25 protein-coding genes are annotated in these 26,018 nt (G+C 70.6%); 14 read left to right on the top strand and 11 right to left on the bottom strand.

Annotated features, from left to right (window positions below):
- Positions 1–11 precede the first annotated feature (11 nt).
- The 3 genes from ACIBCK_RS33015 to ACIBCK_RS33005 form a co-directional block, all read right to left on the bottom strand.
- On the bottom strand, positions 12–1,211 hold the full coding sequence (locus ACIBCK_RS33015) for a lysophospholipid acyltransferase family protein (protein WP_399396204.1): 1,200 nt from the start codon (positions 1,209–1,211) through the stop codon (positions 12–14).
- A complete protein-coding gene (locus tag ACIBCK_RS33010; RefSeq protein ID WP_399396203.1) occupies positions 1,208–2,071 on the bottom strand; it encodes a phosphatidate cytidylyltransferase in 864 nt (287 codons plus the stop codon). The genes ACIBCK_RS33015 and ACIBCK_RS33010 overlap by 4 nt, the downstream gene beginning before the upstream one ends.
- 73 nt (positions 2,072–2,144) lie before the next feature.
- Positions 2,145–2,741, bottom strand: a complete 597-nt coding sequence (locus tag ACIBCK_RS33005; RefSeq protein WP_399396201.1) for a CDP-alcohol phosphatidyltransferase family protein — start codon at positions 2,739–2,741, stop codon at positions 2,145–2,147.
- 34 nt (positions 2,742–2,775) lie between these two features.
- Here ACIBCK_RS33005 and ACIBCK_RS33000 point away from each other — a divergent pair, with 34 nt between their 5' ends.
- Together ACIBCK_RS33000 and ACIBCK_RS32995 are read left to right on the top strand one after the other, a co-directional pair.
- Entirely contained in the window at positions 2,776–3,351 is a 576-nt protein-coding gene (locus tag ACIBCK_RS33000; protein WP_399396337.1) for a GNAT family N-acetyltransferase, read from the top strand.
- 270 nt (positions 3,352–3,621) lie between these two features.
- Positions 3,622–3,750, top strand: coding sequence for a hypothetical protein (locus ACIBCK_RS32995; protein WP_268251300.1), 129 nt, complete (start codon positions 3,622–3,624; stop codon positions 3,748–3,750).
- Positions 3,751–3,772: 22 nt separating this feature from the next.
- Here ACIBCK_RS32995 and ACIBCK_RS32990 read toward each other — a convergent pair whose 3' ends face one another.
- Positions 3,773–5,371: a purple acid phosphatase family protein gene (locus tag ACIBCK_RS32990; RefSeq protein WP_399396199.1), complete on the bottom strand. Its 1,599-nt coding sequence runs from the start codon at positions 5,369–5,371 to the stop codon at positions 3,773–3,775.
- 151 nt (positions 5,372–5,522) lie between these two features.
- Here ACIBCK_RS32990 and ACIBCK_RS32985 point away from each other — a divergent pair, with 151 nt between their 5' ends.
- Together ACIBCK_RS32985 and ACIBCK_RS32980 are read left to right on the top strand one after the other, a co-directional pair.
- Positions 5,523–6,563 (top strand): 3-isopropylmalate dehydrogenase, encoded by a 1,041-nt coding sequence (locus ACIBCK_RS32985; RefSeq protein WP_399396198.1) that lies wholly within the window; start codon positions 5,523–5,525, stop codon positions 6,561–6,563.
- Positions 6,564–6,808: 245 nt separating this feature from the next.
- On the top strand, positions 6,809–7,906 hold the full coding sequence (locus ACIBCK_RS32980) for a branched-chain amino acid aminotransferase (protein WP_399396197.1): 1,098 nt from the start codon (positions 6,809–6,811) through the stop codon (positions 7,904–7,906).
- A 296-nt stretch (positions 7,907–8,202) separates the two neighbouring features.
- Here the strand turns inward: ACIBCK_RS32980 and ACIBCK_RS32975 are convergent, their stop codons facing one another.
- Positions 8,203–9,621, bottom strand: a complete 1,419-nt coding sequence (locus ACIBCK_RS32975; protein ID WP_399396195.1) for a cytosine permease — start codon at positions 9,619–9,621, stop codon at positions 8,203–8,205.
- Between the two features lie 162 nt (positions 9,622–9,783).
- Here ACIBCK_RS32975 and ureA point away from each other — a divergent pair, with 162 nt between their 5' ends.
- From ureA to ACIBCK_RS32935, 8 genes are all read left to right on the top strand, one after another.
- Entirely contained in the window at positions 9,784–10,488 is a 705-nt protein-coding gene (gene ureA, locus ACIBCK_RS32970; RefSeq protein WP_399396193.1) for an urease subunit gamma, read from the top strand.
- The gene (locus tag ACIBCK_RS32965) at positions 10,485–12,206 is read left to right on the top strand and encodes an urease subunit alpha (protein ID WP_399396192.1); all 1,722 of its coding nucleotides are present in this window, start codon (positions 10,485–10,487) and stop codon (positions 12,204–12,206) included. The genes ureA and ACIBCK_RS32965 overlap by 4 nt, the downstream gene beginning before the upstream one ends.
- 11 nt (positions 12,207–12,217) lie before the next feature.
- Complete coding sequence (locus ACIBCK_RS32960; RefSeq protein ID WP_367045159.1) at positions 12,218–13,255, top strand: agmatine deiminase family protein; 1,038 nt, start codon at positions 12,218–12,220, stop codon at positions 13,253–13,255.
- A 14-nt stretch (positions 13,256–13,269) separates the two neighbouring features.
- Positions 13,270–13,899 carry a TetR/AcrR family transcriptional regulator gene (locus ACIBCK_RS32955; protein WP_399396190.1) on the top strand — a complete coding sequence of 210 codons (630 nt, stop codon included), beginning with the start codon at positions 13,270–13,272 and terminating at the stop codon, positions 13,897–13,899.
- A gap of 134 nt (positions 13,900–14,033) precedes the next feature.
- A complete protein-coding gene (locus tag ACIBCK_RS32950; protein ID WP_399396188.1) occupies positions 14,034–15,293 on the top strand; it encodes a TolB family protein in 1,260 nt (419 codons plus the stop codon).
- Positions 15,294–15,633: 340 nt separating this feature from the next.
- Positions 15,634–17,238, top strand: a complete 1,605-nt coding sequence (gene cimA, locus ACIBCK_RS32945; protein ID WP_399396186.1) for a citramalate synthase — start codon at positions 15,634–15,636, stop codon at positions 17,236–17,238.
- 62 nt (positions 17,239–17,300) lie between these two features.
- Positions 17,301–18,665, top strand: a complete 1,365-nt coding sequence (locus tag ACIBCK_RS32940) for a hypothetical protein (RefSeq protein ID WP_399396184.1) — start codon at positions 17,301–17,303, stop codon at positions 18,663–18,665.
- Positions 18,666–18,745: 80 nt separating this feature from the next.
- A complete protein-coding gene (locus ACIBCK_RS32935) occupies positions 18,746–19,678 on the top strand; it encodes an alpha/beta fold hydrolase (RefSeq protein WP_399396182.1) in 933 nt (310 codons plus the stop codon).
- Here ACIBCK_RS32935 and ACIBCK_RS32930 read toward each other — a convergent pair.
- The 3 genes from ACIBCK_RS32930 to ACIBCK_RS32920 all read right to left on the bottom strand — a co-directional run bounded on the left by ACIBCK_RS32930 (position 19,650) and on the right by ACIBCK_RS32920 (position 22,034).
- Positions 19,650–20,630 carry an SDR family NAD(P)-dependent oxidoreductase gene (locus ACIBCK_RS32930; protein ID WP_399396181.1) on the bottom strand — a complete coding sequence of 327 codons (981 nt, stop codon included), beginning with the start codon at positions 20,628–20,630 and terminating at the stop codon, positions 19,650–19,652. The genes ACIBCK_RS32935 and ACIBCK_RS32930 overlap by 29 nt on opposite strands.
- 46 nt (positions 20,631–20,676) lie before the next feature.
- The gene (locus tag ACIBCK_RS32925; protein WP_399396179.1) at positions 20,677–21,213 is read right to left on the bottom strand and encodes a hypothetical protein; all 537 of its coding nucleotides are present in this window, start codon (positions 21,211–21,213) and stop codon (positions 20,677–20,679) included.
- Between the two features lie 212 nt (positions 21,214–21,425).
- A complete protein-coding gene (locus tag ACIBCK_RS32920) occupies positions 21,426–22,034 on the bottom strand; it encodes a YceI family protein (RefSeq protein WP_399396177.1) in 609 nt (202 codons plus the stop codon).
- Between the two features lie 343 nt (positions 22,035–22,377).
- On the opposite strand from ACIBCK_RS32920, the gene ACIBCK_RS32915 reads away from it, so the two are divergent.
- Both ACIBCK_RS32915 and ACIBCK_RS32910 read left to right on the top strand, forming a co-directional pair.
- Positions 22,378–23,973 (top strand): acyl-CoA carboxylase subunit beta, encoded by a 1,596-nt coding sequence (locus tag ACIBCK_RS32915; RefSeq protein WP_399396176.1) that lies wholly within the window; start codon positions 22,378–22,380, stop codon positions 23,971–23,973.
- Between the two features lie 32 nt (positions 23,974–24,005).
- Complete coding sequence (locus tag ACIBCK_RS32910) at positions 24,006–24,203, top strand: acyl-CoA carboxylase subunit epsilon (protein ID WP_160507407.1); 198 nt, start codon at positions 24,006–24,008, stop codon at positions 24,201–24,203.
- A gap of 138 nt (positions 24,204–24,341) precedes the next feature.
- Here ACIBCK_RS32910 and ACIBCK_RS32905 read toward each other — a convergent pair whose 3' ends face one another.
- From ACIBCK_RS32905 to ACIBCK_RS32895, 3 genes are all read right to left on the bottom strand, one after another.
- Positions 24,342–24,926: an ATP/GTP-binding protein gene (locus tag ACIBCK_RS32905; protein WP_363310726.1), complete on the bottom strand. Its 585-nt coding sequence runs from the start codon at positions 24,924–24,926 to the stop codon at positions 24,342–24,344.
- Positions 24,907–25,500 (bottom strand): DUF742 domain-containing protein, encoded by a 594-nt coding sequence (locus tag ACIBCK_RS32900; protein WP_399396174.1) that lies wholly within the window; start codon positions 25,498–25,500, stop codon positions 24,907–24,909. Before ACIBCK_RS32900 ends, ACIBCK_RS32905 begins: the two co-directional genes overlap by 20 nt.
- Positions 25,501–25,594: 94 nt before the next feature.
- Positions 25,595–26,008 (bottom strand): roadblock/LC7 domain-containing protein, encoded by a 414-nt coding sequence (locus ACIBCK_RS32895; RefSeq protein ID WP_135330751.1) that lies wholly within the window; start codon positions 26,006–26,008, stop codon positions 25,595–25,597.
- Positions 26,009–26,018 lie beyond the last annotated feature (10 nt).

Below are 26,018 nucleotides of genomic sequence, written 5' to 3'. Positions count from 1 at the left end.
GTGTGCCCCGGTCAGCGCCATCCCGTCACGATCAATGAGAGCCCGAGCGTGAATCCGCCACCCAGGAGGGCCAGATACAGCCCGTAGAACCTGCGCAGCCGGTGTACGAGGAATCCGAGGGCCCCGAAGGCGAGGCCCACCGTGAGGGTGCGTGAGCCGCGGGAGAGCGCCGAGTGGGCCAGCCAGTCCTGTGGTGCGATGTCGGCGCGGCCCGCCTCGCGTGCGTAGACCTTGAAGGGGATGCCGTTCCAGGGCTGGTGGCGTACGGCCGCCGCGCCCTCGGTGGCGAGTTCGGCGCGTACCTCCGCGCGCATCCGGTCCGTGGTCAACGGGTGCGGCAACTGCACGCCGGACGCGGCGAGTTGGAGCGCGAGGAGCCCGCCCGTCAGGCTGCCGGTGAGCGCCGCGAGGGACAGCTTCAGGGCCCGGCGCGGCAGCGCCACGCAGGCGATGCCCAGGAACAGCTCCGGCATCAGGGGCCAGCTCAATGCCTCCGCGAAGGCCCACAGGACGCCCGCGGCGAGGCCCCGGCGGGAGGCCGCGACGGCCGCGATCCGCTTGCGTGCGGGGGAGTCGGCGAGGGGTTCCTCCGTCGTACGGCGATGCAGCGCGGCCACCGCGTCGCGGGCCTCCTCGGGGGTGGCCGAAGCGGGTAGCGGCGCACCGATGGCGACCCGCACCAGGGCGGGGCGGAGCCTGCCGTGCTTGGGCAGGAGGCGGTCCGTGCCCGCGATGGCCACCGGGACGACGGGTACGTCCGCCTGCCGGGCGAGGATCAGGGCGCCCTTGTGGAAGGCGCCCAGTTCGCCCTCCCGCGCGCGGGTGCCCTCCGGGAAGAGCACGACGGCTCCGCCGGCGCGCAGGGCGTCCGCCTTGGCCAGCAGGTCGTCCATGCCGCCTCCGGTACGGCGTACGGGGAACCCCGCGGCCAGGCGGCTGCAGATCCGCTTGCGCCAGGGGGAGGCGAACCAGTAGTCGGCGGCGGCGCCTATCTCGGGAGCGTGCCGGGCGTCCAGGGCCGCGAGCAGGGCGGCGGTGTCCGCGTGGGACGAGTGGTTCGCCACGACGACGCAGCCGCCGGGCGGGAGCTGACCGCGCCGCTCCACCCCGCCGGTGAGGGTGAGCAGGGTCCACCACAGGGCACGGCGGAGACGGGCCGCGCCCCGCTTCGGGCGCCGCCCCGTAGCGCCAGGCCTCGTACGTGCCCTCACAGGGTCACCACCATCGTCAGTAGCAGGGCGACCAGCAGCGAATCGATCCGGTCGAGCAGTCCGCCGAACCCCGGCAGCCAGCTCCCGGCGTCCTTCACACCCGCCTCGCGCTTGACCATCGACTCCAGGAGATCCCCGAGTACGCAGCCGACGAGCACAGCGGCCCACAGCGCAAAGGAGAACGCGCCGACCGCGGCCAGCGCGGCCGCGGTCGCGGCGGCGGCGCCCACCACGCCCGCCCAGGTCTTGTTGGGGGAGAGGGGCGACAGCGGCCGGGACAGGAGTCCCCTGCGGCCGAGCGCCGTACCCCCGCACCACGCCCCCACGTCCCCGAACGCCACCGCGACGCCCACCGCGACGGCGGTGTCGCCGAGCAGGACGAGCCCGCTCAGGGAGAGAGGAATCCAGAGCAGCCCGAACACTGTCCTGCTCGCCCGCGTGAAGCCCTGCGCGGCGTCCCCGGAGAAGAGGGCCACACCGGCGGCGGCGATGAGCAGCGCGCCGGCCGCCCGCAGATCAAGGGCGCCGGGCGCGCCCCAGGCGATCCCGGGCACCGCCACGGCAGCCACCGCGAGCACGGCCCGCTCGCCCCGGGGCAGCGCCGCCATCCGCGCGTACTCACCCACGGCGACCACTCCCAGCCCCGCCGCGAGCGCGAACGCCCCCGCCCGCCCGAGGAAGAACGCCCCGAGGAAGAGCGGCGCGGCCATCGCCCAGGTCCGCCACCGCTTGCGCAGCTCGGCTCGCATCCGCACCCGCGAGGGCAGCGCGACCACGGCCACCCCACCGACGCCGAGCACCCCGGCCACCACGGGCACCGCGCGCCCGGCGGCCTCCCCGGCGATGAACGCGGCGCTCATCGCGTGCTCCGTGGGGAAGCCGGGGCCGTGTCCAGCGCTGGGCGCAGGCGGGCGAGGCGCAGGGGTGCCGCGCTCATCGCTGCCCCTCCGGCTGGACCGGGCCCAACTCCCGCCACAGCCGGGCCAGTCGCAGCCCCGCCGTGAGCACCGAACCCGCGGCGAGCACCACGAGCACCGGCACGACCCAGCCGGAGGCCGCCGCGAGGATCACGAGGGCGCAGCGTTCCGTCTTGCCGAGCGGGCCGCCGTTCAGGCGGGGCGCGCCCGCCGCCGCCCCCGCGAGCGACACCCAGGACGGGAGCGTCGCCGCGAGGCCAGCCGTCGCCACCAGCCACAGGGGGGCCAGGGTCAGGAAGCCGGCCAGCATGGCCAGGTCGGCCGCCCGGTCACCCAGTTCGTTCAGGAGCGCCCCGCGGCGCGTCGTGCGGCCCGTGTCGCGGGCCAGGGCGCCGTCGAGGTTCGCGAACGCGAGGCGCGCGGCGAGCAGCAGGGCCACCGGGATCGCCGCGAACGGCACCGGCAGCCAAGCCAGCGCCGCCGCCGCGCCCGCGGCGCAGAGCACCCCCGCCACGGTGAGCGTGTCGGGCGACACCTCGCGGCGGGCGAGCGCGCCGCGTACGCCGGACAACCGGTCCGCGTACCAGGGCTTGAGAGCGTAGAGGCCGTTCATGGCACCGACTCTGCCGCCGCCGGGCCGCGGGCAAATCGGCGTGCGTACTCAAGTTCGGCCTGAGTACGGTGGTGGGGTGACCACGTTGCGTACGGCCCACACCTGCGATCTCGATCCCACCGAACTCCGCGCCGGCCGCGCCCTGATGGACGAGGCGTTCGACGGTGACTTCAGTGACGCGGACTGGGACCACGGCCTCGGCGGAGTGCACGCCCTCGTGCACGACGACTCCGGGCTTCTGCTCGCGCACGGCTCCGTGGTCCAGCGCCGCATCCTGCACAACGGCCGTTCGTTGCGCGTCGGTTACGTCGAGGCGGTCGCCGTACGCCCGGACCGGCAGCGTGCGGGCCTCGGCGGGCAGGTGATGGGCGCCCTGGAGCGGGTGATCGACCGGGCGTACGCCCTGGGCGCGCTGTCGGCATCCGAGGAGGGACAGCGGCTCTATCTCGCGCGCGGCTGGCAGGAGTGGAAGGGGGCGGTCGGCGCCCTCGGCCCGGAGGGCGTGATCCACATGCCGGACGAGGAGCCCCCGCTGCTCCGGGCCGGCGGCGCCGACCTCGACCCGGCGCACGAACTGCTCATCGACTGGCGCGACGGCGACATCTTCTGACCGCCGAGCACCACCGCACTCACCGGCGAGTTCAGAGCCGCCAAAAGAGGGGTGCGGAGCGAAGCCCGTCTCAGATAGTAGGAAGTCCGAGTAATTGTGGAGACAGACGCTCCGTCCTCGCTTAGCTTTGTAGGAGCCGAACGTCTCGCTCGATCAAGCGAATGGCGGTCGTGAGCCGGAGCCCCACGCAGGCAACCCCTGCTGCTCCCCGCTCCCCGCCTCTCCGGCGTCTCGCAGTACATCCTTTTTTCCTCAAGGAGTGGATCTCCCATGGCCGAGACGACCGCACGCCGAGTCCGACACGCCTCCCGTACCAGCGATTCCGACCGCAGGAAGGCCGCCGCAGCCCTGCAGCGCGCCCTCGACCGCAGGGACAACGGCGGCGAGACGGGTCACTGAGCACCCGTCTCGCCCCTGAGTCCTACTTACCGCGCACCACCTCGAAGTGGTCCACGCGCTCTCCGTTCTCGGCGAGCGCGGAGACCGTCAGCTTCGGGTGGGCGCCGGCCGTCACCTCCACCGCGAGGAACGAGAAGCCGGTGTACCGCACCCGTGACCACTCCACCCGGTCCGGGTCGGGAAGGCGTGCCTTCGTCCAGTGGAACGACAGGATCGAATCGCGGTCCTCGACGTTCCCCTCGTAGCTGTCCTTCACGCCCGCCGGGAAGTCGTAGAGGTCCTTGCCCGCGCCGCCCGCGGTGACATACACGATGCCGTCGCGCGTCGGATCGGTCGATGCGCCGACCGGCACGGGCTTGCCGACCTCGCCGCCCTTGACCGCGTCCGTGCGCTCGTAGACGTGGTTGTGGCCGTTGACGACCAGATCGACCTGGTGCTTGGTGAACAGCTCCAGCCACGCGTCGCGCACCCCGCCGTCGGACCCGTGCGTCGCCGTCGAGTACATGCAGTGGTGGAAGAAGACCACGATGAAGTCGATCGTGTCGTCCGCCCGCAGTTCGCCGAGGCGCTTGTCCAGCCAGGCGCTCTGCTTGCCGTCCGTATAGCCCTTGTTGGCCGGGATCTCGTACGAGACGTCGTTCGCGTCGAGCGCGACGACGCCGACATTGCCGTACGTGAAGGAGTAGACGCCCGGCGCGCCCGATGGGTCGAAGCCGTTCTCGGGCAGCGACCAGCGCGCGGACTGGCCGCCGTAGCCGTTCGGCGAGTACCACGCCTCCATGTCGTGGTTGCCGGTCGTCACCATCCACGGCACCGACTTCGCCACGGACTCCGTCTGCGCGAGGAAGGTGTCCCACACGCGCGCGTCGTACGTGTCGGACTCCTTGCCGTGCCCGGTGGAGTCCGCGTAGCAGATGTCGCCCGCGTGCAGATGGAAGGACGGGTTCTGGCCCAGGATCAACTGGTCGTTGGCGAGTGCGTCGTAACTCACGCCCTGGTCGCCGAAGGCCGTGAAGACGAACTTCTCCGGTGTCGCGGGTGCCGTGCGGAAGGAGCCGATCGTCGCCATCCGCTCGGGTGACGCCGGGTCGAAGCCGTCGTGGCCGACGCCGTAGTAGTACGTCGTGCCGGGGCGCAGGCCGTCGAGCGCCGCGTGCAGGTAGTACTGCTCGACCTTGGGCAGCTTCTTCGACAGGGACGGGGTGTGCAGGTCGCGCACCTCCGCCTCGATCTTCCGGCTCAGCTCCCAGGGCTGCAAGCCCACCCGCAGATACGGGGACTTGACGGCGAACGGCACCTGCCAGGAGACCCGCATCTGTGTCTTGGGGTCGGCGCCGAAGGCGAGATGCCGGGCGAAGGGGGCCACGAGCTTTCCGTCGACCTTGACGGGCGCGGGCGGTGCGGACGTCGCGGTGAGCGGGCTCGACGCCGGTGCGCCCTCGCCGTGGGCGCTGCCCGAGCTGCCGGCGAGCAGGCCTATGCCGCCGACGGTGCCGGCCGTGGCGAACGAACTGGCGAGGACCTTGCGGCGGGAGAACTTCCTGCGCAGGTACTCGTGCTGCTCCGGCATGCTCATCCCGGCCGCGAGCCGCTCCGGTATGCCGACGTTGGGGGTGTCCATGTCCATAGAACTTCCCCGTGACTCGCAACTCCCGCCAGACCTGCGGGTGAAGTGAGAGTGGCCATGCGGTGGCGGCCGTGTGGCATGACCAGGGGTGTCCGCATGCCGGACTGCGCGTGTCATCCCGTGGGACGGGGCGTAGGGTGCATGCATGTCTCGCAGCATCAATCTCGCAGTGATCCCCGGTGATGGAATCGGCCAGGAAGTCGTGGCCCAGGGGCTCAAGGTCCTCAATGCCGTCCTCCCGCAGGATGTGAAGCTGGAGACCAAGGAGTTCGACTTCGGCGCCAAGCGGTACCACGCGACCGGTGAGACCCTCACCGACGCCGACACCGATGCCCTCAAGCAGTACGACGCGATCCTCCTCGGCGCGATCGGCGACCCCTCGGTCCCGTCCGGCGTCCTGGAGCGCGGCTTCCTGCTGAAGCTCCGCTTCCTCTTCGACCACCACGTCAACCTGCGGCCCTCGAAGCTGCTCCCGGGTGTGGCGACCCCCCTCAAGGGTCAGCCCGAGATCGACTTCATCGTCGTACGCGAGGGAACCGAAGGCCCGTACACCGGCAACGGCGGCTCGATCCGCACCGGCACCCCGCACGAGGTGGCCACCGAGGTCTCCGTCAACACCGCGTTCGGTGTGGAGCGTGTGGTCCGTGACGCGTTCGCCCGCGCCCAGGCCCGCCCGCGCAAGAAGCTGACGCTGGTCCACAAGAACAACGTCCTCGCCTACGCCGGTCACCTCTGGACGAACGTCTTCAACGAGGTGGCCAAGGAGTTCCCGGACGTCACCACCGACTACATCCACGTCGACGCCGCGACGATCTACCTCGTCACCGACCCGGGCCGTTTCGACGTGATCGTCACCGACAACCTCTTCGGCGACATCATCACCGACCTCGCCGCCGCCGTCTCCGGCGGCATCGGCGTCGCGGCGTCGGGCAACATCAACCCGAGCCGCGAGTTCCCCTCGATGTTCGAGCCCGTGCACGGCTCGGCGCCGGACATCGCGGGCCAGGGCAAGGCCGACCCGTCGGCCACCGTCCTGTCCGTCGCGCTGCTCCTGCGTCACCTCGGGTACGAGGACGAGGCGGGGCGCATCGAGACGGCCGTCTCCGCGGACCTCGCGGAGCGCGGCGAGACGGTCCGCACCACCGAGCAGATCGGCGACGCGCTCGCCGTACGAGTAGCGGGCTGACCCGGTAGCTCGTCCTTACGACACAGAAGCCGCCGGGTCCGGTACACGACCCGGCGGCTTCTCGTATGCGGCTCCGGGTGCCACCATCGACCCCTGGGCCGCAATCACGCTGTTTCTTCCTCGGCGCCACGCGAGCGATAATCGAACGTGGGGCCGCGGAATGCAGGGTTACTCGGACGTCCTAGTACGAGAAGTACTGGCGTGAGCGCGGTCCGTCACCATCACACCGTGAAGGACTAGTACTCATGACGACGACGCCGACACCCTCGATCGAGCTCAAGCCCACCTCGAGCCCGCTGTCCACGGCGGAGCGCGAGGCGATTTTGGCCAACCCCGGGTTCGGCCGCCACTTCACCGATCACATGGTGACGATCAAGTGGACGGAAGGGCGCGGCTGGCACGACGGCCAGCTCGTGCCGTACGGCCCGCTCTCCCTCGACCCGGCGACCAACGTCCTGCACTACGCGCAGGAGATCTTCGAGGGCCTGAAGGCCTACCGTCAGCCCGACGGCACGGTGGCCTCCTTCCGCCCCGACGCCAACGCGGAGCGCTTCCAGCGGTCGGCGCGGCGGCTCGCGATGCCGGAGCTGCCGGTCGAGACGTTCATCGAGGCGTGCGACGCGCTGGTGAAGCAGGACAAGGCGTGGGTGCCGGCGCATGGCGGCGAGGAGTCGCTCTACCTGCGGCCGTTCATGATCGCCAGTGAGGTCGGCCTGGGCGTGAAGCCCGCCAACGAGTACCTCTTCATCGTCATCGCCTCGCCCGCGGGCGCGTACTTCCCCGGTGGCGTCAAGCCCGTCTCGATCTGGCTGTCGGAGGACCGCGTGCGGGCGGTGCCGGGCGGTGTGGGCGACGCCAAGACCGGCGGCAACTACGCGGCGTCGCTGCTCGCGCAGGCCGAGGCGGCGGAGAAGGGCTGCGACCAGGTCGCCTACCTGGACGCCGTGGAGCACAAGTGGGTCGAGGAGCTCGGCGGCATGAACCTGTACTTCGTGTACGGGGACAAGATCGTCACCCCGACGCTGACGGGCTCGCTGCTCGCCGGGATCACCCGCGACTCGCTGCTCACGGTCGCCCAGGACCTCGGCTACAAGTCGGAGGAGTCGCGGGTCTCGATCGACCAGTGGCAGGCGGACACGTCCGAGGGCACGCTGACGGAGGTCTTCGCGTGCGGTACGGCGGCGGTGATCACCCCTGTGGGGACGGTCAAGTGCCGCTCGGGCGAGTGGACCCAGAGCGGCGGCGAGCCGGGCCCCGTCACGCTGAAGCTGCGCGAGGCCCTGCTGGACGTCCAGCGCGGCACGGCAAAGGACCGCCACGGCTGGATGCACGGCCTGGGCTAAGGGGTGTTTGCGGGTTCCCTGCGGTCCCCTGCGGGGCTGAAGCGGGGTACGGCGCGGGTCCGTGGGTGGGTGCGGGGACGTGCCGGTATGTCCGTCCTCGCTATCGTCCGGTGACCGCGGGGCTCCTTCGGCGAGGGAGCCCCGCGAACCGTGCTCCGGGCAGACATGCCGGCACGTCCCCTCGCGAGCGCTGCCGACTGCGGCTGATCGATGGCTGATCGCTGTGTCGCTGCGGGGTAATCGGGTGGGTGGGCGGGAAAGGTCTGTTCGGGCAGGTAAGGCTGCGGGCGCGCTGGTCAGGGGGTCATGGTGAGCGCAGGTTCCACCGGCTCCGGAGCCCGGCCCCGCTCTAGGGCCACGTACGCCACGCCTCCCACCATCCCCGACAGCAGGAAACTGCAGTCCACCCCACCCGTGAGGGAGAGCAGCGGCCCCTCGTAGGAGGGGAGCGAGACCGCCGCGAGGCCGACCACCGCGCCAAGGGACCAACTCACCGTCGCCGGGATGTTCCACCCCGACCGGTACCAGTAGATCCCGCCCCGGGAACGGCGGTTGAAGACCTGGAGCGCCTCCGCGTCGTAGACGCCACCGCAGCGCACGAACCCGATCAGGGTGATCACCGCCCACGGCGTACCGATCGCCGTGAGGAGGAGGACGAAGGACGTCATCGCGTCCTGCGCCTCCCACGCGTAGTGGCCCACGAACACGCACCCCGTGGCCACCACGGCCACCGTGTAGGTCGCGCGGGCCCGCGAGGCCCGCGGCAGGATCGCGTCCAGGTCGAGGCCCATCGAATACAGCATCAGGCCCGCGTTGCCGACCGACCCCGCGGAGGCGGCGAGCAGGAGCGGGATGAGGTACCAGCCGGGGGACGCCGAGACCAGCGGCCCCGCGAAGTCGAGCGCCGCACCCGCCGCGTACGCCGTGAACGTACCGAAGAGTTGGGGCACGAGGAGGCCGGCGAGTAGGCCGATCCATGACGCCCTCAGCACCGTGCGCGAGCTGTGGCGCGTCGGCGAGACGTACCGCGTGTAGTCGCCCAGCAGCGTGATGAACGCGATCGGGCCGCTCAAGCCCGCCGCCACCAGCGCGAGCAGCCACGTCGGCCAGAACGAGCCGAGGAGATAGCCGCCCGCCTCGGGGAGGGCGGAGGTGGTGAAGTCGGGGACGTAGGCCACCGCCCCGAGGATCAGCAGCGCCGTCATGCCGACCGCGAGGACGCGCGAGAGGCGCAGCAGGACCCGGTAGCCGTACACCGCCGCGGTCACCGTGGCGGCGGCGAGGAGCGCGTACACGACTCCGTACGAGAGGCCCCCGGCGGGCAGTCCTGTCAGGCGGTGCAGCGTGCCCACCATCACGTCGCCGCCGATCCAGATGGTCAGCGCGGTGTACCCGAGGGAGAGCAGGAGGCCGACGACCGAGCCGACCAGCCGGCCCCGCACACCGAACTGGGCGCCGGAGGACGTGGAGAGGTTCGTGCCCGTGCGCAGCGAGACCAGGGCCAGGGGCGCCGTGAGAGCCGTACCGATCACCGTGCCCGCCACCACGGACGTCACGGACGCCCACCAGCCGAGGCCGAACGACACCGGCAGCCAGCCGAAGACGATCACCCCGAGGCAGAGGTTGGAGCCGAGCAGGATCGAGATGAGATCACGGGGCCCGCTGGTGCGTTCCCCGTCCGGGATGGTGTCGACTCCGCGCTGTTCTATCGGCATGAGGGTGCCCCTGACGCTCGATCGTGGCCGCCTGCGCACACAGGCCGCCGTCCGACTGTTTGAGTGCCGCTCAATGTGACCTGAGTCAAGGTCGTACGTCAATGTTTCCGTCGGATGAATCTCATGGTTAGAGTGGTGTTCAAACGATGGAGGTGTGGTGGCGTGCGGCTTACCCCCACGGAACGCGACCGGCTGCTGCTCTTCGGGGCGGCCGAGCTGGCCAGGGCCCGCAAGGCGCGCGGCCTGAGACTGAACGTGCCCGAAGCGACCGCGCTGATCGCGGACACGGTGTGCGAGGCGGCCCGCGACGGCGCCAGGCTCGCCGAGGCGATCGAGCGTGCGCGCTCGGTCCTGGGACCCGACGACGTCCTGCCGGGCGTCGCGGACGTGGTGACCGAGGTGCATGTGGAAGCCGTCTTCGACGACGGATCCCGGCTCGCGGTCGTCGCGGAGCCGATCGGGGAGGGGCTGGGGAGCCAGGCTCCGGGGGCGCTGCTCCCCGGACCCGAGCACGAGGAGGCCGCGCCGGCCCTGAAGCTCACGGTGCGCAACACCGCCACCGTGCCCGTCTCCGTCACCTCGCACTTCCACTTCTTCGAGGCCAACCCCCGGCTCGACTTCGACCGGGCGGCCGCGTACGGCATGCGTCTGGCCGTGCCCGCCGGGTCCTCGGTCCGCTTCGGGCCCGGCGAGAGCGCCGAGGTCGGGCTCCTTCCGATCGGCGGCGAACGGATCGCGATCGGCTTCGCGGGCCTGGTCGACGGCCCGCTGGACGCGCCGGGCGCCCGCGAAGAGGCCCTGCGCCGCGCCGCCGCCTGCGGCTACCTCGGCATACCGGAAACCACTGAGCAGGAGGTCGAGCGATGAGCCGCCCCGGAGGCCACCCCGCGGAACCGCGCCGCCTCACCCCGTACGAGTACGCCGCCACGCACGGCCCCCGAGCCGGCGACCACGTCCGGCTCGGCGATTCGGGCCTCACGGTCCGCGTCGAGTCCGACTCCCAGCGGTACGGCGACGAGTTCCTCGCCGGGTTCGGCAAGACCGCCCGTGACGGACTGCATCTGAAGGCCGCCGCCGTCCGCGAGACCTGTGACGTCGTGATCAGTAACGTCCTGGTGATCGACGCCGTGCAGGGCATCCGCAAGGTGTCCATCGGGATCAGGGAAGGCCGCATCCACGCCATCGGGCGGGCCGGCAACCCCGACACCCTCGACGGCGTCGACGTCGTCGTCGGCACCGGCACGTCCATCGTCTCGGGCGAGGGGCTCATCGCCACCGCCGGAGCCGTGGACACCCACGTCCATCTGCTCTCGCCGCGCATCATGGAGGCCTCCCTCGCCTCCGGCGTCACCACGATCATCGGGCAGGAATTCGGGCCCGTGTGGGGCGTCGGCGTCAACTCGCCCTGGGCGCTCAAGCACGCGTTCAACGCCTTCGACGCCTGGCCGGTCAACATCGGCTTCCTCGGCCGGGGTTCGTCCTCGCACGACGCCCCGCTGATCGAGGCGCTCGCCGAGGGCGGCGCATCGGGCTTCAAGGTGCACGAGGACATGGGCGCGCACACGCGGGCGTTGGACACGGCTCTTCGGGTGGCCGAGGAGCACGACGTCCAAGTCGCCCTGCACAGCGACGGGTTGAACGAGTGTCTGTCCGTCGAGGACACCCTGAAGGTCCTCGAAGGCCGCACCATCCACGCGTTCCACATCGAGGGCTGCGGCGGCGGTCACGTCCCGAACGTCCTGAAGATGGCGGGCGTGCCGAACGTGATCGGTTCCTCCACCAACCCCACGCTGCCCTTCGGTCGCGACGCCGTCGCCGAGCACTACGGCATGATCGTCTCCGTCCACGACCTGAAGACCGATCTGCCGGGCGACGCGGCGATGGCCCGCGACCGCATCCGCGCCGGGACCATGGGCGCGGAGGACGTGCTGCACGACCTGGGCGCCATCGGCATCACCTCGTCCGACGCGCAGGGCATGGGGCGCGCGGGCGAGACCGTACGCAGGACCTTCGCGATGGCCGGGAAGATGAAGGCCGACTTCGGCCCCATGGACGGCGACGGCGCGCACGACGACAACGCTCGTGTCCTGCGCTACATGGCCAAGCTGACCATCAACCCCGCCATCGCCCACGGCCTCGCCCACGAGGTCGGCTCCATCGAGGTCGGCAAGATGGCCGACATCGTGCTGTGGCGGCCCGAGTACTTCGGCGCCAAGCCGCAGTTGATCCTGAAGTCCGGATTCCCCGCCTATGGCGTCGTGGGCGATCCGAACGCCGCGACCGACACCTGCGAACCCCTCGTCCTCGGGCCGCAGTTCGGCTCGTACGGCGCGACGCCCGCCGACATCTCCGTGGCCTTCGTCGCGCAGGCCGCCGTCGACCAGGGCAACGACAAGATGCCGACCCGGCGGCGCCGCGTCGCCGTGCGGGGCACCCGGGGCATCGGCCCCGCCGACCTGCGGCTCAACTCCCGCACCGGCTCCATCGACGTCGACCAGCGCTCCGGCCTCGTCACGCTCGACGGCGACCCGGTGCGCTCCGAGCCTGCCGACTCCGTCTCCCTCAACCGCCTCTACTTCCTTTAAGGGTGTACGTCATGAGCGCAGCCGCCGACGGCTTCCGCATGCCCGCCGAGTGGTCCCCGCACGAGCGCACCTGGATGGCGTGGCCGTGCCCCAACCCGACCTTCGACGACCCCTCGGGCCTGGACGAGTCCCGCCTCGCCTGGGCGAACGTCGCCCGGGCCGTACGCCGCTTCGAGCCGGTCACCGTGGTCTGCGGACCCGCGCAGTCCGCGTACGCGAGCGAGCTCCTCGGCCCGGACATCGAGGTGGTGGAGCGGGAGCTCGACGACGCCTGGATGCGGGACATCGGGCCGACCTTCCTCACCGACGGAAAGGGCCGCCTTGCCGCTGTCGACTGGACGTTCAACGGCTGGGGCGCCCAGGAGTGGGCCCGCTGGGACCACGACGCGAAGATCGGCGCGTACGTCGCCGACCTAGCCGGGGCCCGGACGTACCCCTCGACGCTGGTGAACGAGGGCGGCGGCATCCACGTCGACGGCGAGGGCACCGTCCTGCTCACCGAGACGGTGCAACTGGGCCCCGAGCGCAACCCCGGGTGGACCAAGGAGCAGGTCGAGGCGGAGATCCACGCCCGCCTCGGCACCACGAAGGCGATCTGGCTGCCGCGCGGCCTCACCGCCGACTATCCCGGGCACGGCTTCGGCACGCTCGGCCACGTCGACATCGTCGCCGCCTTCGCCGCGCCGGGTGTCGTCCTCGTGCACTCCCAGCGCGACCCCGCCCACCCGGACTTCGAGGTCAGCAAGGAGGTCGTCGCCGCCCTGACCGGACAGACGGACGCGCGCGGCCGCACCCTGCGGATCGTCGAGGTGCCCGCCCCGACCGTCCTGAAGGACGACGAGGGCTGGGTCGACTACTCCTACATCAACCACTACCTCTGCAACGGCGGCGTCGTCCTGTGCGCCTTCGGCGACCCCCACGACGAGCTCGCGGCCGGCATCTTCCGCGGTCTCTTCCCCGACCGTACGGTGACGCTCGTCGACGCCCGTACGATCTTTGCCGGGGGTGGTGGCATCCACTGCATCACCCAGCAGCAGCCGAAGGTGTGATCGAGGAGAACGCAATGGCAGGCCAGGCCCGCGCGCGGAAGAACGCCCCACCGCGCGAGGACGTGCTTGCCGCTGCCATGGAGATGATCGCCGAGCGCGGCCTGGAGAAACTGACCATGGCCGCGCTCGGCCGTGAGGTCGGCATGAGCAGCGGCCATCTCCTCTACTACTTCCGCACCAAGGACGAGCTGCTCCTGCGCACCCTGGAGTGGAGCGAGTCCGCACTCGGCGCCGAGCGCGGCCGGCTGCTCGCCCGGCAGGGCACGGCCCGCGAGCGGCTCGACGCGTACGTCGACCTGTACGTACCCGACGCGCCCGGTGACCCCCACTGGACGCTCTGGCTCGAGGTGTGGAACCGCTCCCTGAACGCCGACGAGGACGAGCGCGACCGCCAGGTCGCCATCGAGAGCGCCTGGCACCGCGATCTGGTGGCGCTGCTCGCCGAGGGCGTGTCACGGGGCGAGTTCGGGCCGCTGGACCCCGACCGGTTCGCGACCCGGCTGCGGGCGCTCCTGGACGGCTTCTCCATCCACGTGGCGATCGGCCTGCGCGGGACGGGGCGTGACCAGATCCTGGCGCACGTGAGGGAGTTCCTCGACGGAGCGCTCGTCCCCGGCTCCCCGGACCCGGTGACGCCCGTCTAGGTTGTACGCATTCCTGCGGATTGTGTGTGTCTTGGCGGTGCGGTTGTATCCCCGTGGGCCGCATCGCATCACGGACATGCGCGCACCAACGCGGCTCGCGCGCCGAACACCGAGCAACCACGGGGGATTTGACCATGCACAGCACCAAGCGCCGCGCCGCCCTGGCCGCCACCGCACTCGTCGCCGCGGTCACGGCCGCCACGCTGCCCGCCGGCTCCGCCTCCGCCGCGCCCGACGCCGACGCGCCCCGCACCGAGGGCGTCAGCGTCACGGCCGAAGGCACGGCCGCCGACGGCCGTTCCGCGGGGGCCGTGATCAGCAGGGACGGCCGGTTCGCCGCCTTCGACTCCGAGGCCACCGATCTGGTCGCGGGCGACACGAACGGCCTCAACGACGTCTTCGTACGGGACCTGCGCACCGGCACCACCGAGCGGATCGCCCTCGAAGGGCGAGCGGTCAGCAGCCCCTCGCTGAGCGGCGACGGGCGGTACGTCGCGCTGATCACCAGGGCCGCGGACTCCTACTCGGACTCCGACGTCCGGCTCTACGACCGCAAAACCAAGAAGTTCGAGCGGCTCGACGTCGAGCTGCCGGACGGGGCGGCCGGCGCGGGCACCGTCTCGCTGACGCCGAACGCCAGGTACGCCGTCTTCGACATCGGCCAACGGGCGGGCAGCCCCGGCGACATCGTCTTCCTGCGCGACCGGAAGACCGGCACGACCGAGCGGATCAGCGACGCCGACCCGGCGAGGGACGGCCGCACCGCGCACGGGGCCACCGTCAGCGACGACGGCAACCGTGTCGTCTACGCGTACAACTACTTCAACGGTCCACGCGGCGACGACTGGAGCGACGTGCTGCTGCGCGACCGCAGGACCGGTGAGCTGACGGAGATCGACCGTTCGCACGACGGCTCGGAGACGGAGAAGGAGTCCCTCGACCCGTCCATCAGCGGCAACGGCCGCACGGTCGTCTTCGAGTCCCGCGACACGCATCTCGTGCCGAACGACGACGACGTCGCCTGGAACGTCTTCGTGCACGACATCGCGTCCGGCAAGAACCAGCGCGTCCACGGCACCCAGGGCGGCCCCGGCGAGGTCTACACCCGATCGCCCGCCATCAGCGCCGACGGCCGCCGCCTGACCTTCATGTCGGAACTCACCGAAGCCGGCTCCGAGTACGGCAAGGAGTGGCCCGTCTACCTGCGGGACCTGGAGAAGGGCAGCACCACGCTCGTCACGCCGGACACCACGGGCGGCACGGCCACGGCGCAGGTCGCCCCCGGCGGCATCTCGGCGGACGGCCGCAGGATCGCGTTCCTCTCCGGTGACGCGACGCTCCTGAGCGGCGACACCAATGACGGCTACGACGCCTTCGTGCGCCACACGCGCTGACACCGCACGCCACGGCACGCAGGCGGGCGGCGCGTCCCACGCGTCGCCCGCATCGTGAGACGGGGCAGCGCGTCGTGTGCGGGCTGTGGCAGGCTGCCACCGTGCTCTCGTTCGCCATGATTATTGGCAGCAGGCGCGCCGGTCCGCAGTGACCGTCTCGTACCACCATGTACGGGCGGACACCGTCGTCTCTCAGACCCGCGCGCAAACCTCTCGTACCCACGAGGGGTTTTTTCGTTTCCTGGCCCAACATCAGCCGGACGCGGAGCGCGAGGGATCATTGAGGCGGTGGAGCCGGTCATTCCGGTAGACCGAGATCCGACACAGGAGCCAGATCAGCATGACGGAAACCAGCACACCCGACGATGCGTTCCACGTCTTTGACACCACGCTGCGCGACGGCGCGCAGCGCGAGGGAATCAACCTGACCGTCGCGGACAAGCTGACCATCGCCCGGCACCTGGACGACTTCGGCGTGGGCTTCATCGAGGGCGGCTGGCCGGGCGCCAACCCCCGCGACACCGAGTTCTTCGCCCGCGCCCAGCAAGAGATCACCTTCCGGCACGCCCAGCTCGTCGCTTTCGGCGCCACCCGCCGCGCCGGTGGCTCGGCGGCCACGGACCCGCAGGTCAACGCCCTGCTGGAGTCCGGCGCCCCGGTCATCACGCTCGTCGCCAAATCCCATGACCGGCACGTCGAGCTCGCCCTGCGCACCACCCTGGAGGAGAACCTGGAGATGGTGCGCGACACCGTCTCCTACCTCCGTGACCAGGGCCGACGCGTCTTCGTCGACTGCGAGCACTTCTTCGACGGCTACCGCGCCAACCCCGAGTACGCGAAAGCCGTCGTCCGCACGGCATCCGAGGCGGGCGCCGACGTCGTCGTCCTGTGCGACACCAACGGCGGCATGCTCCCCGCCCAGGTCAAGGCCATCGTCGGCACCGTCATCGCCGACACCGGCGCCCGGCTCGGCATCCACGCACAGGACGACACCGGCTGCGCGGTCGCCAACACCCTCGCCGCCGTCGACGCCGGTGCCACCCACGTGCAGTGCACCGCCAACGGCTACGGCGAGCGCGTCGGCAACGCCAACCTCTTCCCCGTCGTCGGCGCCCTGGAGCTCAAGTACGGCAAGCAGGTCCTGCCCGAGGGTGCGCTGCGGGAGATGACCCGCGTCTCGCACGCCATCGCCGAGGTCGTGAACCTCACCCCCTCCACCCACCAGCCGTACGTGGGTGTCTCCGCCTTCGCACACAAGGCGGGCCTGCACGCCTCCGCGATCAAGATCGACCCGGACCTCTACCAGCACATCGACCCCGACCTGGTGGGCAACCGCATCCGGATGCTGGTCTCGGACATGGCGGGGCGCGCCTCCATCGAGCTCAAGGGCAAGGAGCTCGGGATCGACCTGGGCGACGACCGGGAGCTGGTGGGCCGGGTCGTGGAGCGGGTCAAGGAGCGCGAGCTCAGCGGATACACGTACGAGGCAGCCGACGCGTCCTTCGAACTGCTGCTCCGCGAGGAGGTCGAGGGCCGGGCCCGGCGCTACTTCCGCGTCGAGTCCTGGCGGGCCATCGTCGAGGACCGCCCCGACGGCACGCACGCGAACGAGGCGACCGTGAAGCTGTGGGCCAAGGGCGAGCGCATCGTCGCCACGGCGGAGGGCAACGGCCCGGTCAACGCACTCGACCGCTCGCTGCGGGTCGGCCTTGAGCGGATCTACCCCCAGCTCGCCAAGATGGAGCTCGTCGACTACAAGGTCCGCATCCTGGAGGGCAAGCACGGCACGTCCTCCACGACCCGGGTACTGATCTCCACCAGCGACGGTGACGGTGAGTGGTCGACGGTGGGTGTGGCGGAGAACGTGATCGCCGCGTCATGGCAGGCGCTGGAGGACGCGTACACCTTCGGTCTGCTGCGCGCGGGCGTCGAGCCGGTGGAGTAGTCACCGGACATGAGGGCGGTCACGGACCGCCGTCGGGGGCTCGACTGAGTTAGCTTCGAAGTATGAGCAATGGGACGAAGCGAATATTTGTCGCGCTGTCCGGGATGCTCCTGTCCCTGGGTGCCGTGTCGTTCACGGCGGCGCCCGGGGCCGCGGCCGCTGCCAGTGTTCCCGCGGTGGCCGACGCCTGGGAGAAGAGCCCGGTGTACGTGGATCCTGCCGCCTCGGAGCAGCTGTCCGGGGCCGACGCGGATGCCATCGCGGAGAAGATCAAGGACGCCGACAAGCCCGTGTTCGTCGCGGTGCTGGCCGCCGACTTCCCCAAGCAGGACCTCTTCCAGAAGCTGCGCACCGAGACCGGCGTGACCGGTGTGTACGGGATCCGCCTCGGCGACGCGTTCGACGCGAAGGCCGACCGGCAGGTCCTGAGCAATGCGGCCGTCTCGAACCTCGTCGCCACCTACGGGGACGTGCCCAACACCAAGACCCAGCTCAACGACTTCGTCGACCAGGCGGTGAAGGACACCCGCGGCTCGGCGCCCGCGTCCTGGGACGCCGGTTCCGACGACGGCACTCCCGTCGGCGCGCTGATCGGTGTCGGCGCGGTGCTCGTCGCGGGCGGCGGTGCCACGTACGCGGTGGTCCGGCGCAACCGGCGGCGCAAGGCCGAGGAGCAGCGGGTCGCGCTGGAGAAGCTGCGGGTCGTCGTGGACGAGGACATCACGGCGTACGGCGAGGAATTGGACCGTCTGGACTTCCACCCCGGGGAGGCGGGAGCGGACGACGCGATGCGCGCGGACTACGAACGCGCCCTCGACTCGTACGAGAAGGCGAAGTCGTTCATGGCGGCGGCGGAGCGCCCCGAGGAGGTGCGGGCCGTCACCCAGTCCCTGGAGGACGGCCGCTTCTCGCTCGCCCTGCTCGCCGCGCGCCGTGAGGGCCGCCCGCTGCCGGAGTGGCGCGCCCCCTGCTTCTTCGACCCGCGCCACGGCCCGTCGGTGAAGGACGCCCAGTGGGCGCCGCCGGGCGGCGCCGAGCGGACGGTACCGGTCTGCCTGGCGGACGCGACGCGCCTCGCGGACGGCGAGGAGCCCATGTCGCGGACGGTGGCCACGGAGTCGGGGGAGCGGCGCCCGTACTGGGACGCTGGCCCGGCCTACGGCCCCTGGGCCGGCGGCTACTTCGGCGGCGGCATGCTGCCGGGTCTCCTGATCGGCACGATGCTGGGCGGAATGATGGCGAGCCCGGCGTACGCGGCGGACTACGGGGCGGGGTACGGGGACTTCGGCGGCGGCGCGGGCGCCGGGTACGACGGCGGCGACTACTCGGGCTCGGACTTCGACCCCGGGGACTTCGGTGGCGGTGGCTTCGGCGGCGGCGGAGACTTCGGCGGTGGGGGAGGGGACTTCGGTGGCGGCGGTTTCTAGCGGGTTGACGACGCACGACATTTGCGAGACGATACGTATCGTCTTCTAGTGAATGTCTCGTCGCTACGGAAGGTCGCCCCATGGAGCCCCGGCAGCAGTACGTCGAAACAGCCCCCGGCATTCGCCTGTGGACGGAACGGCGTGGTGCACCCGACGCTCCCGCCCTGCTCCTGGTCATGGGCGCCCAGGCCTCCGGCCTCGGCTGGCCCGACGCCCTGGTCGACGCACTGGCCGCCCGGCATCAGGTCATCCGTTACGACCACAGGGATACCGGCCGATCCACCACGACGTTCGACCAAAACCCGTACCCCGTAACGGACTTGGCGAGGGACGCGGTAGCCGTCCTGGACGGTCTGGGAGTGGAGCGCGCACACCTGGTGGGCATGTCGCTCGGCGGGATGCTGACTCAGTTGGTGCTGGCCGACCACCCGGAGCGCGTCCTCAGCGCCACACTGATCGGCACCTGCGCGCTCAGCGAGGCACCGTACGTGACTCTGGACGGAACCGAAGTCCCCGTAGGTGAACTCCCGGGCATCGCACCGGAGGTCCTGGAGATGTGGTCGCGTCCGGTCGAGGACACGGGGCTGGAGGCCGAACTCGACCGCAGGGTGGAGCACTGGCGGGTCCTGAACGGAGGCCAACTCGACGTGGACGACGCGTGTTTCCGTGAGCTGGAGCGCCGGATCATCGCCCACACAGGCACCCACATCGCCTCGACGGCCCACGCCCGAGCCGACGACTCCCACATGCTCCGCACCGACGAACTGGCCGACACGAAGGTCCCCACGCTGGTCCTCGCCGCCCCGGCCGAGCCGGTCTTCCCGCCCCCGCACCCGCACCACCTGGCCCAGGTCATCGGCGGCGGTGCGACCCACGTCGTGGAGATCCCGGGCATGGGACACGCCCTGCCCCCGGCGGTACAGGGCCCGCTCGCGAAAGCGATCCTGACGCACACTGAATCCGCCCGGCATGATGGCAGCCAGGTCACCGCAGCGGATTCCCCAACCCCGTGAGTTCTGCCGACAGTTGCCAGAGGCGGGCGGCCGCTTCAGGGTCCGTCGCCCAGGGCTTCACGCCGCCGATCAGCATGTCATCCGTCAGCGCGGGCTCCGCGATGTCGCAGTCCTGGCAGTACGCGCCGCCGTGGGCGTCGAGCAGCGGTGACGTCGCCGCCCAGACCGCCGTGGCCGCGCCCTGCGCCGGGGTCTTGAAGCCCTGCGCGGGTGTGCCGTCGGCGGTCACCCAGCCCTGCGCGATCTGTTCCGCGCGGGGGATGTGGCGTTGGAGAGGCGTGAGGATGCTGCCGGGGTGGACGGCGAAGGCCCGCGGGCCGGCGCCCGCCGCGCCCAGGGAGTCGAGGTGCACGGCGAAGAGCGCGTTCGCCGTCTTGGACTGGGCGTAGGCGAGCCAGCGGTCGTAACCCTCGTGGAAGTGCGGGTCCGCCCAGCGGATGCCGGAGAGGAAATGACCGGAGGATGCGACGGACACGACGCGGGCGTCGGTCCCCCGGCTCAACGCCGGATAGAGGCGGTTGACCAGGGCGAAGTGACCCAGATGATTGATCGCGAAGTGGGACTCCCACGTCCCGTCCGGGCCGACGCGGGTCTCGGGGCAGGCCATCACGCCCGCGTTGCTGACGAGGATGTCGAGAACGCGGTGCGTCGCGAGAAACCGATCAGCGAAGAGCCGCACGCTCTCCTGGTCGGCCAGGTCCAGCGCCCCCACCTCCACGCGGGCCGTGCCGCGCAACGCCTCCTCCGCGATACGGGGCCTGCGTGCCGGGACGACGACGTGCGCTCCCGCCCGGACGAGCGCCCGGGTGATCTCCAGGCCGAGACCCGAGTAGCCGCCGGTGACCAGCGCCGTCCTGCCCGAGAGATCGATCCCGCCGAGTACGTCGTCCGCCGTGCTCAGCGCGCCGAACCCGCTGCCGATCCTGTGCTGTAGCTCTTGCCGTGTGGTCATACGCGTGACGCTAGAAGCTGGACCGCGCTCCAACGCAAGACGTGCCTCAAGTGCCCTGCGTCGACGAGACGGACCAGCTCCCCGAATGCCCCGGCGGGAGCGCCAAGTCGCGCCGCACCGCCTGGTAATAGCCCTCGCGCGAGGTCCGCTGCCGCTCCAGGAGGGCGGACCAGGCGCCGGGGTCCCGGATGCCCTCGCGCAGGAAGCGCTCCATCTCGATGACGGTGAGGATCCAGACCCGCGCCTTGTCCACCACGTCCGGCGTACCGAGCATCAACAGCGCCTCGCCCGCCGGATCCCGCGCGATGGCGGCCTCCGCAAGGTGCGGAGCCGCTTCCTCCGGGGTCAGGGGGTGGGGGTGCGGGTCGTTGCCGAGGTGGGCCGCGACGCGGTAGGTGAGCGTGACCGTCTGCTTCACGACGCGGGCGTAGTCGCCGTACACGGCGAGGCGCCGCTCCTCCCAACGGGCGGCCTGCTCCCGCTGGAAGCGGGCCCGGTCACCGCGGGTGATCGCCAGATACGACCCGAGCGCACCGACGATCACGCCTATCAGGGCGGGCAGTTGCTGCACAAAGTCCGACACGGCGGAACGCTATAGGAGTAACGAAGCGCCCGAACCGGAGACCGACCGAACGGCGACATTCGGCAAGGGCCACCCGCCCCAAGCCACCCACCCAAGCCACCCACCCACCCCCCCCCCTTGGCACTACGGGGCAATCGGGTGGGTGGGCGGGAAAGCATCCGCCGCGAAGCGGCGGCACAAAAGAAGGCCCAAGGCTCAGGAGCCAGAACGAATCAGGAGCCAGAACGAATCGCGGAAATGTCAAAGCGCAGCTTGATCCGGTCGGAGACAAGAACCCCGCCCGTCTCCAGCGCTGCGTTCCACGTGAGGCCCCACTCCGAGCGAAGGATCTCCGCCTTGCCCTCGAAGCCGACCCGCTCGTTCCCGAAGGGATCCGTGGCCGAGCCGTTGAACTCGAGGTCGATGGCGAGCGGCTTCGTGGTGCCGAGGATCGTCAGATCACCGGTGACGCGGTAGTCGTCGCCGCCCAGCGCCTCCGCCTTCGTGGAGCGGAAGGTCATCTCCGGGAACTCGTCGACCTTGAAGAAGTCCGCGCTCTTCAGGTGCCCGTCACGGTCGGCGCTGCCGGTGTCGATGCTGGCCATCTGTACGTCGATGGAAGCGGTGGACGCGGAAGGGTCCGTGCCGTCCAGGTGCAGCGTGCCCGCGACGTCGGTGAAGGAGCCCTTGACGTTCGTGACCATGGCGTGGCGGGCGACGAAGCCGATCGAGGTGTGCGAGGGGTCGATCACGTACTCGCCGGTCAGGGCGGCCAGCTCCGGGCTGACCGGGGCGGTTGCGGTAGCGGTGGTGGTTTCGTTGTTGCGGCCGAAGAGACCCATGACTGCTCCTTGGGGACGAGCTGCGAGCGGGGAAGCCGAGCTGCGAGCTACGAGGGAGGTGCCTGTTGAATGTTCAACGAGATTGACTCTAACGCGATTCAGTTCAACATTCAACCTATAGCGGAGCGTGTCGAGACGATCACGCGATCGCGGGCGCAGTGACCACCGCTGTGAGCTGTCTCTCACGCACCCCTTTGTTGAATCCCTACAGCTGGAGACGGCTCTGAGCAGTCACTTCGCGTGTACAGCGGAGGGCTTCTGTTCGGGGGTGCCAGGAAAACGGGCCGGAGACTGTTCAGAGTCGACGGTCCGTTTCCATGGGCCCGCTTCGTAAGGTCACTACATGACCGTTTTGGACGACACCGCTTCTTCTCCCGACGGCGAGCCCACCGATGCGCGTGGGCGCGTGGCCGAGCTGCACGCGATCCGTGCGGAGGCGCTGCGCGGCCCGAGCGAGAAGGCGACGGCGGCCCAGCACGCCAAGGGCAAGCTGACCGCGCGTGAGCGGATCGAGCTGCTTCTGGACGCGGGGTCGTTCCAGGAGGTCGAGCAGTTGCGCCGGCACCGGGCGACCGGGTTCGGCCTGGAGGCGAAGAAGCCGTACACGGACGGTGTGATCACCGGCTGGGGCACGGTGGAGGGCCGCACGGTCTTCGTCTACGCCCACGACTTCCGCATCTTCGGCGGTGCGCTCGGCGAGGCGCACGCCACGAAGATCCACAAGATCATGGACATGGCCATCGCGGCCGGTGCCCCGCTGGTCTCCCTGAACGACGGTGCCGGGGCCCGTATCCAGGAGGGCGTCTCCGCGCTCGCCGGGTATGGCGGCATCTTCCAGCGCAACACCAGGGCTTCGGGCGTCATCCCGCAGATCAGCGTGATGATGGGCCCGTGCGCGGGCGGCGCGGCCTACAGCCCGGCCCTGACCGACTTCGTCTTCATGGTGCGCGAGACCTCGCAGATGTTCATCACCGGGCCGGACGTGGTCCGCGCGGTGACCGGCGAGGAGATCACGCAGAACGGCCTCGGCGGCGCTGACGTGCACGCCGAGACTTCCGGCGTCGCGCACTTCGCGTACGACGACGAGGAGACCTGCCTCGCCGAGGTCCGCTACCTCATCTCGATGCTGCCGTCGAACAACCGCGAGAACCCGCCCACCCACGAGTCGGACGACCCGGCGGACCGCCGCTCGGACGTCCTGCTCGACCTGGTCCCGGCCGACGGCAACCGTCCGTACGACATGGCCAAGGTCATCGAGGAGCTCGTCGACGAGGGCGACTACCTCGAAGTCCACGAGCGCTGGGCGCGCAACATCATCTGCGCCCTGGCCCGCCTGGACGGCAAGGTGGTGGGAATCGTTGCCAACCAGCCGCAGTCCCTGGCGGGGGTCCTGGACATCGAGGCCTCCGAGAAGGCGGCCCGCTTCGTCCAGATGTGCGACGCCTTCAACATCCCGATCGTGACGCTCCTCGACGTGCCGGGCTTCCTGCCGGGTGTGGACCAGGAGCACGGCGGCATCATCCGGCACGGCGCGAAGCTCCTGTACGCGTACTGCAACGCTACGGTGCCCCGTATCTCCCTGATCCTGCGCAAGGCGTACGGCGGCGCGTACATCGTCATGGACTCCCAGTCCATCGGCGCCGACCTGACCTACGCCTGGCCGACGAACGAGATCGCGGTCATGGGCGCCGAGGGCGCGGCCAACGTGATCTTCCGCCGTCAGATCGCGGCGGCCGACGACCCCGAGGCCATGCGGCAGAAGATGGTCAAGGAGTACAAGGCCGAGCTGATGCACCCCTACTACGCCGCCGAGCGTGGCCTGGTCGACGACGTCATCGACCCCGCCGCCACCCGCGAGGTGCTCATCAGCTCCCTCGCGATGCTCCGCAACAAGCACGCAGATCTTCCGTCGCGCAAGCACGGCAACCCGCCGCAGTAATCCTGCAGTAGCCCACAAGGAGAACGCTGCACATGAACACTCCCGACATCCGCGTCGAGAAGGGCCACGCCGAGCCCGAAGAGGTCGCCGCCATCACGGCGATTCTGCTGGCCCGTAGCGCCGCTGCCACCGCGCAGGCCCCCGCGCCGCGCCGAGGCCGCGACAAGGCCGGCTGGCGCCGCCTGGAACGCACCCCAGGCTTCCGAGCCCCCCACAGCTGGCAGGGCTAGCCCCGCCGCCTGACGGCACACTTCGAAGGCCCCGTACTCCAAGGAGTACGGGGCCTTCGCGCTGCCGGGAGCCGAGCACACGTCGGGCCCCGCACCCACCCAAGGGTGCGAGGCCCAGTGACCTAAGGGCAAGGACCGCTAACGCAGTCGAGCCATCAACGCGTGTTCCACGAGCGTGATCAGCGCGCTCTTCGCGTCCGCGCGGTGGCGCGCGTCCGTCGTGATGATGGGCGCGTCCGGGCCGATCTGCAGCGCCTCGCGCACCTCGTCCGGCGTGTACGGCTGGTGGCCGTCGAAGCCGTTGAGGGCGATGACGAAGGGCAGGCCCGAGTTCTCGAAGTAGTCGACGGCCGGGAAGCAGTCGGCGAGACGGCGGGTGTCGACCAGGACCACCGCGCCGATCGCGCCGCGGACCAGGTCGTCCCACATGAACCAGAAGCGGTCCTGCCCCGGCGTACCGAAGAGGTACAGGATCAGGTCCTGGTCCAGGGTGATGCGGCCGAAGTCCATGGCGACGGTCGTCGTCGTCTTGTCCCCGGTGTGAGTGAGGTCGTCGATGCCCGCCGACGCGGACGTCATGACGGCCTCGGTGCGCAGCGGGTTGATCTCAGAGACCGCCCCGACGAACGTGGTCTTGCCCACGCCGAAGCCGCCCGCCACCACGATTTTCGCGGAGGTGGTGGAGCGGGCTGTTGCTCCGCCGCTAGAGCTTGCGAAGTCCACTGAGCACCCTTTCGAGCAGTGTCACGTCTGGCTGGCCGCCGGCGGACTCGTCGCCGCCCGGCTGATGGATGGCGACAAGTCCGGCCTCCGCCAGGTCGGCTACGAGGATCCGGGCGACGCCGAGAGGAATGGTGAGAAGTGCCGAGATCTCAGCGACTGACTTGATCTCGCGGCACAGATTGCAGATCCGCTGATGCTCGGGCAACTGGCCCTGCAACTGGTGCGGTTGGGCGGTGGTGTGCACCAGCGCCTCGATGGCGAGCTGGTACCGGGGCCTGGTGCGGCCGCCCGTCATGGCGTACGGGCGCACCAGGGGGTTGCTCGCAGCGGGCGCCGGCTCGGGCGCGCGTCGCTGTGGTTGCACTGGCTGGATCCTGGGGGTGTGAGGCTGCTCGTACGGGCTCTGGCGGGGGCCCGGCTGCTGCGGCTGCTGGTAAGGCCTGCGGTGCTGGCTGGGCGCGGAGGGGAAGTTGTAACGGTTCGGCGTCCCGTCGTGCGGCCCCTGCCCCTGGCCGTGACCAGACGACCAGTTGGCCGATGACGAACCGTCCGGGGGTGTTCCTGAGCCTGCCACGTACTCCTCCTCCGACTGTGCCGGGCACCATCACTCTTGGAGCCGCGTCCCGAAACCTTACGGCCACGGGACGCGAAAACGCACCGTACGTCTACTAGTTGAGAAGGCTCCCCTGCAGCTCCGCACGCAGGTCGGGCGTGAGTACGGTGCCGGCACGGTCGACAAGAAGTGCCATCTCGTACCCAATGAGACCGATGTCCGCATCCGGGTGGGCGAGGACGGCCAGCGAGGAGCCGTCCGAGATGGACATAAGGAAGAGAAATCCTCGCTCCATCTCCACAACGGTCTGGGTCACGGAACCACCCTCGAAGATCCGGGAGGCCCCGGCGGTGAGGGAGGTCAGACCGGACGCGACGGCCGCGAGCTGGTCGGCCCGGTCGCGGGGGAAGCCTTCGGACATCGCCAGAAGGAGTCCGTCGGCGGAGACCACCACCGTGTGGGACACCCCAGGGGTGTTGTCCACGAAGTTGGTGATCAACCAGTTCAGGTTCTGCGCCGCCTGGCTCATCGGGCTCACA

Origin of the sequence: Streptomyces sp. NPDC051218 (genome assembly GCF_044455475.1) — a bacterium.
Taxonomy (GTDB): domain Bacteria; phylum Actinomycetota; class Actinomycetes; order Streptomycetales; family Streptomycetaceae; genus Streptomyces.
The sequence above is the reverse complement of the archived record's forward strand: the minus strand, read 5'-3'. Positions and strand labels throughout refer to the sequence as shown.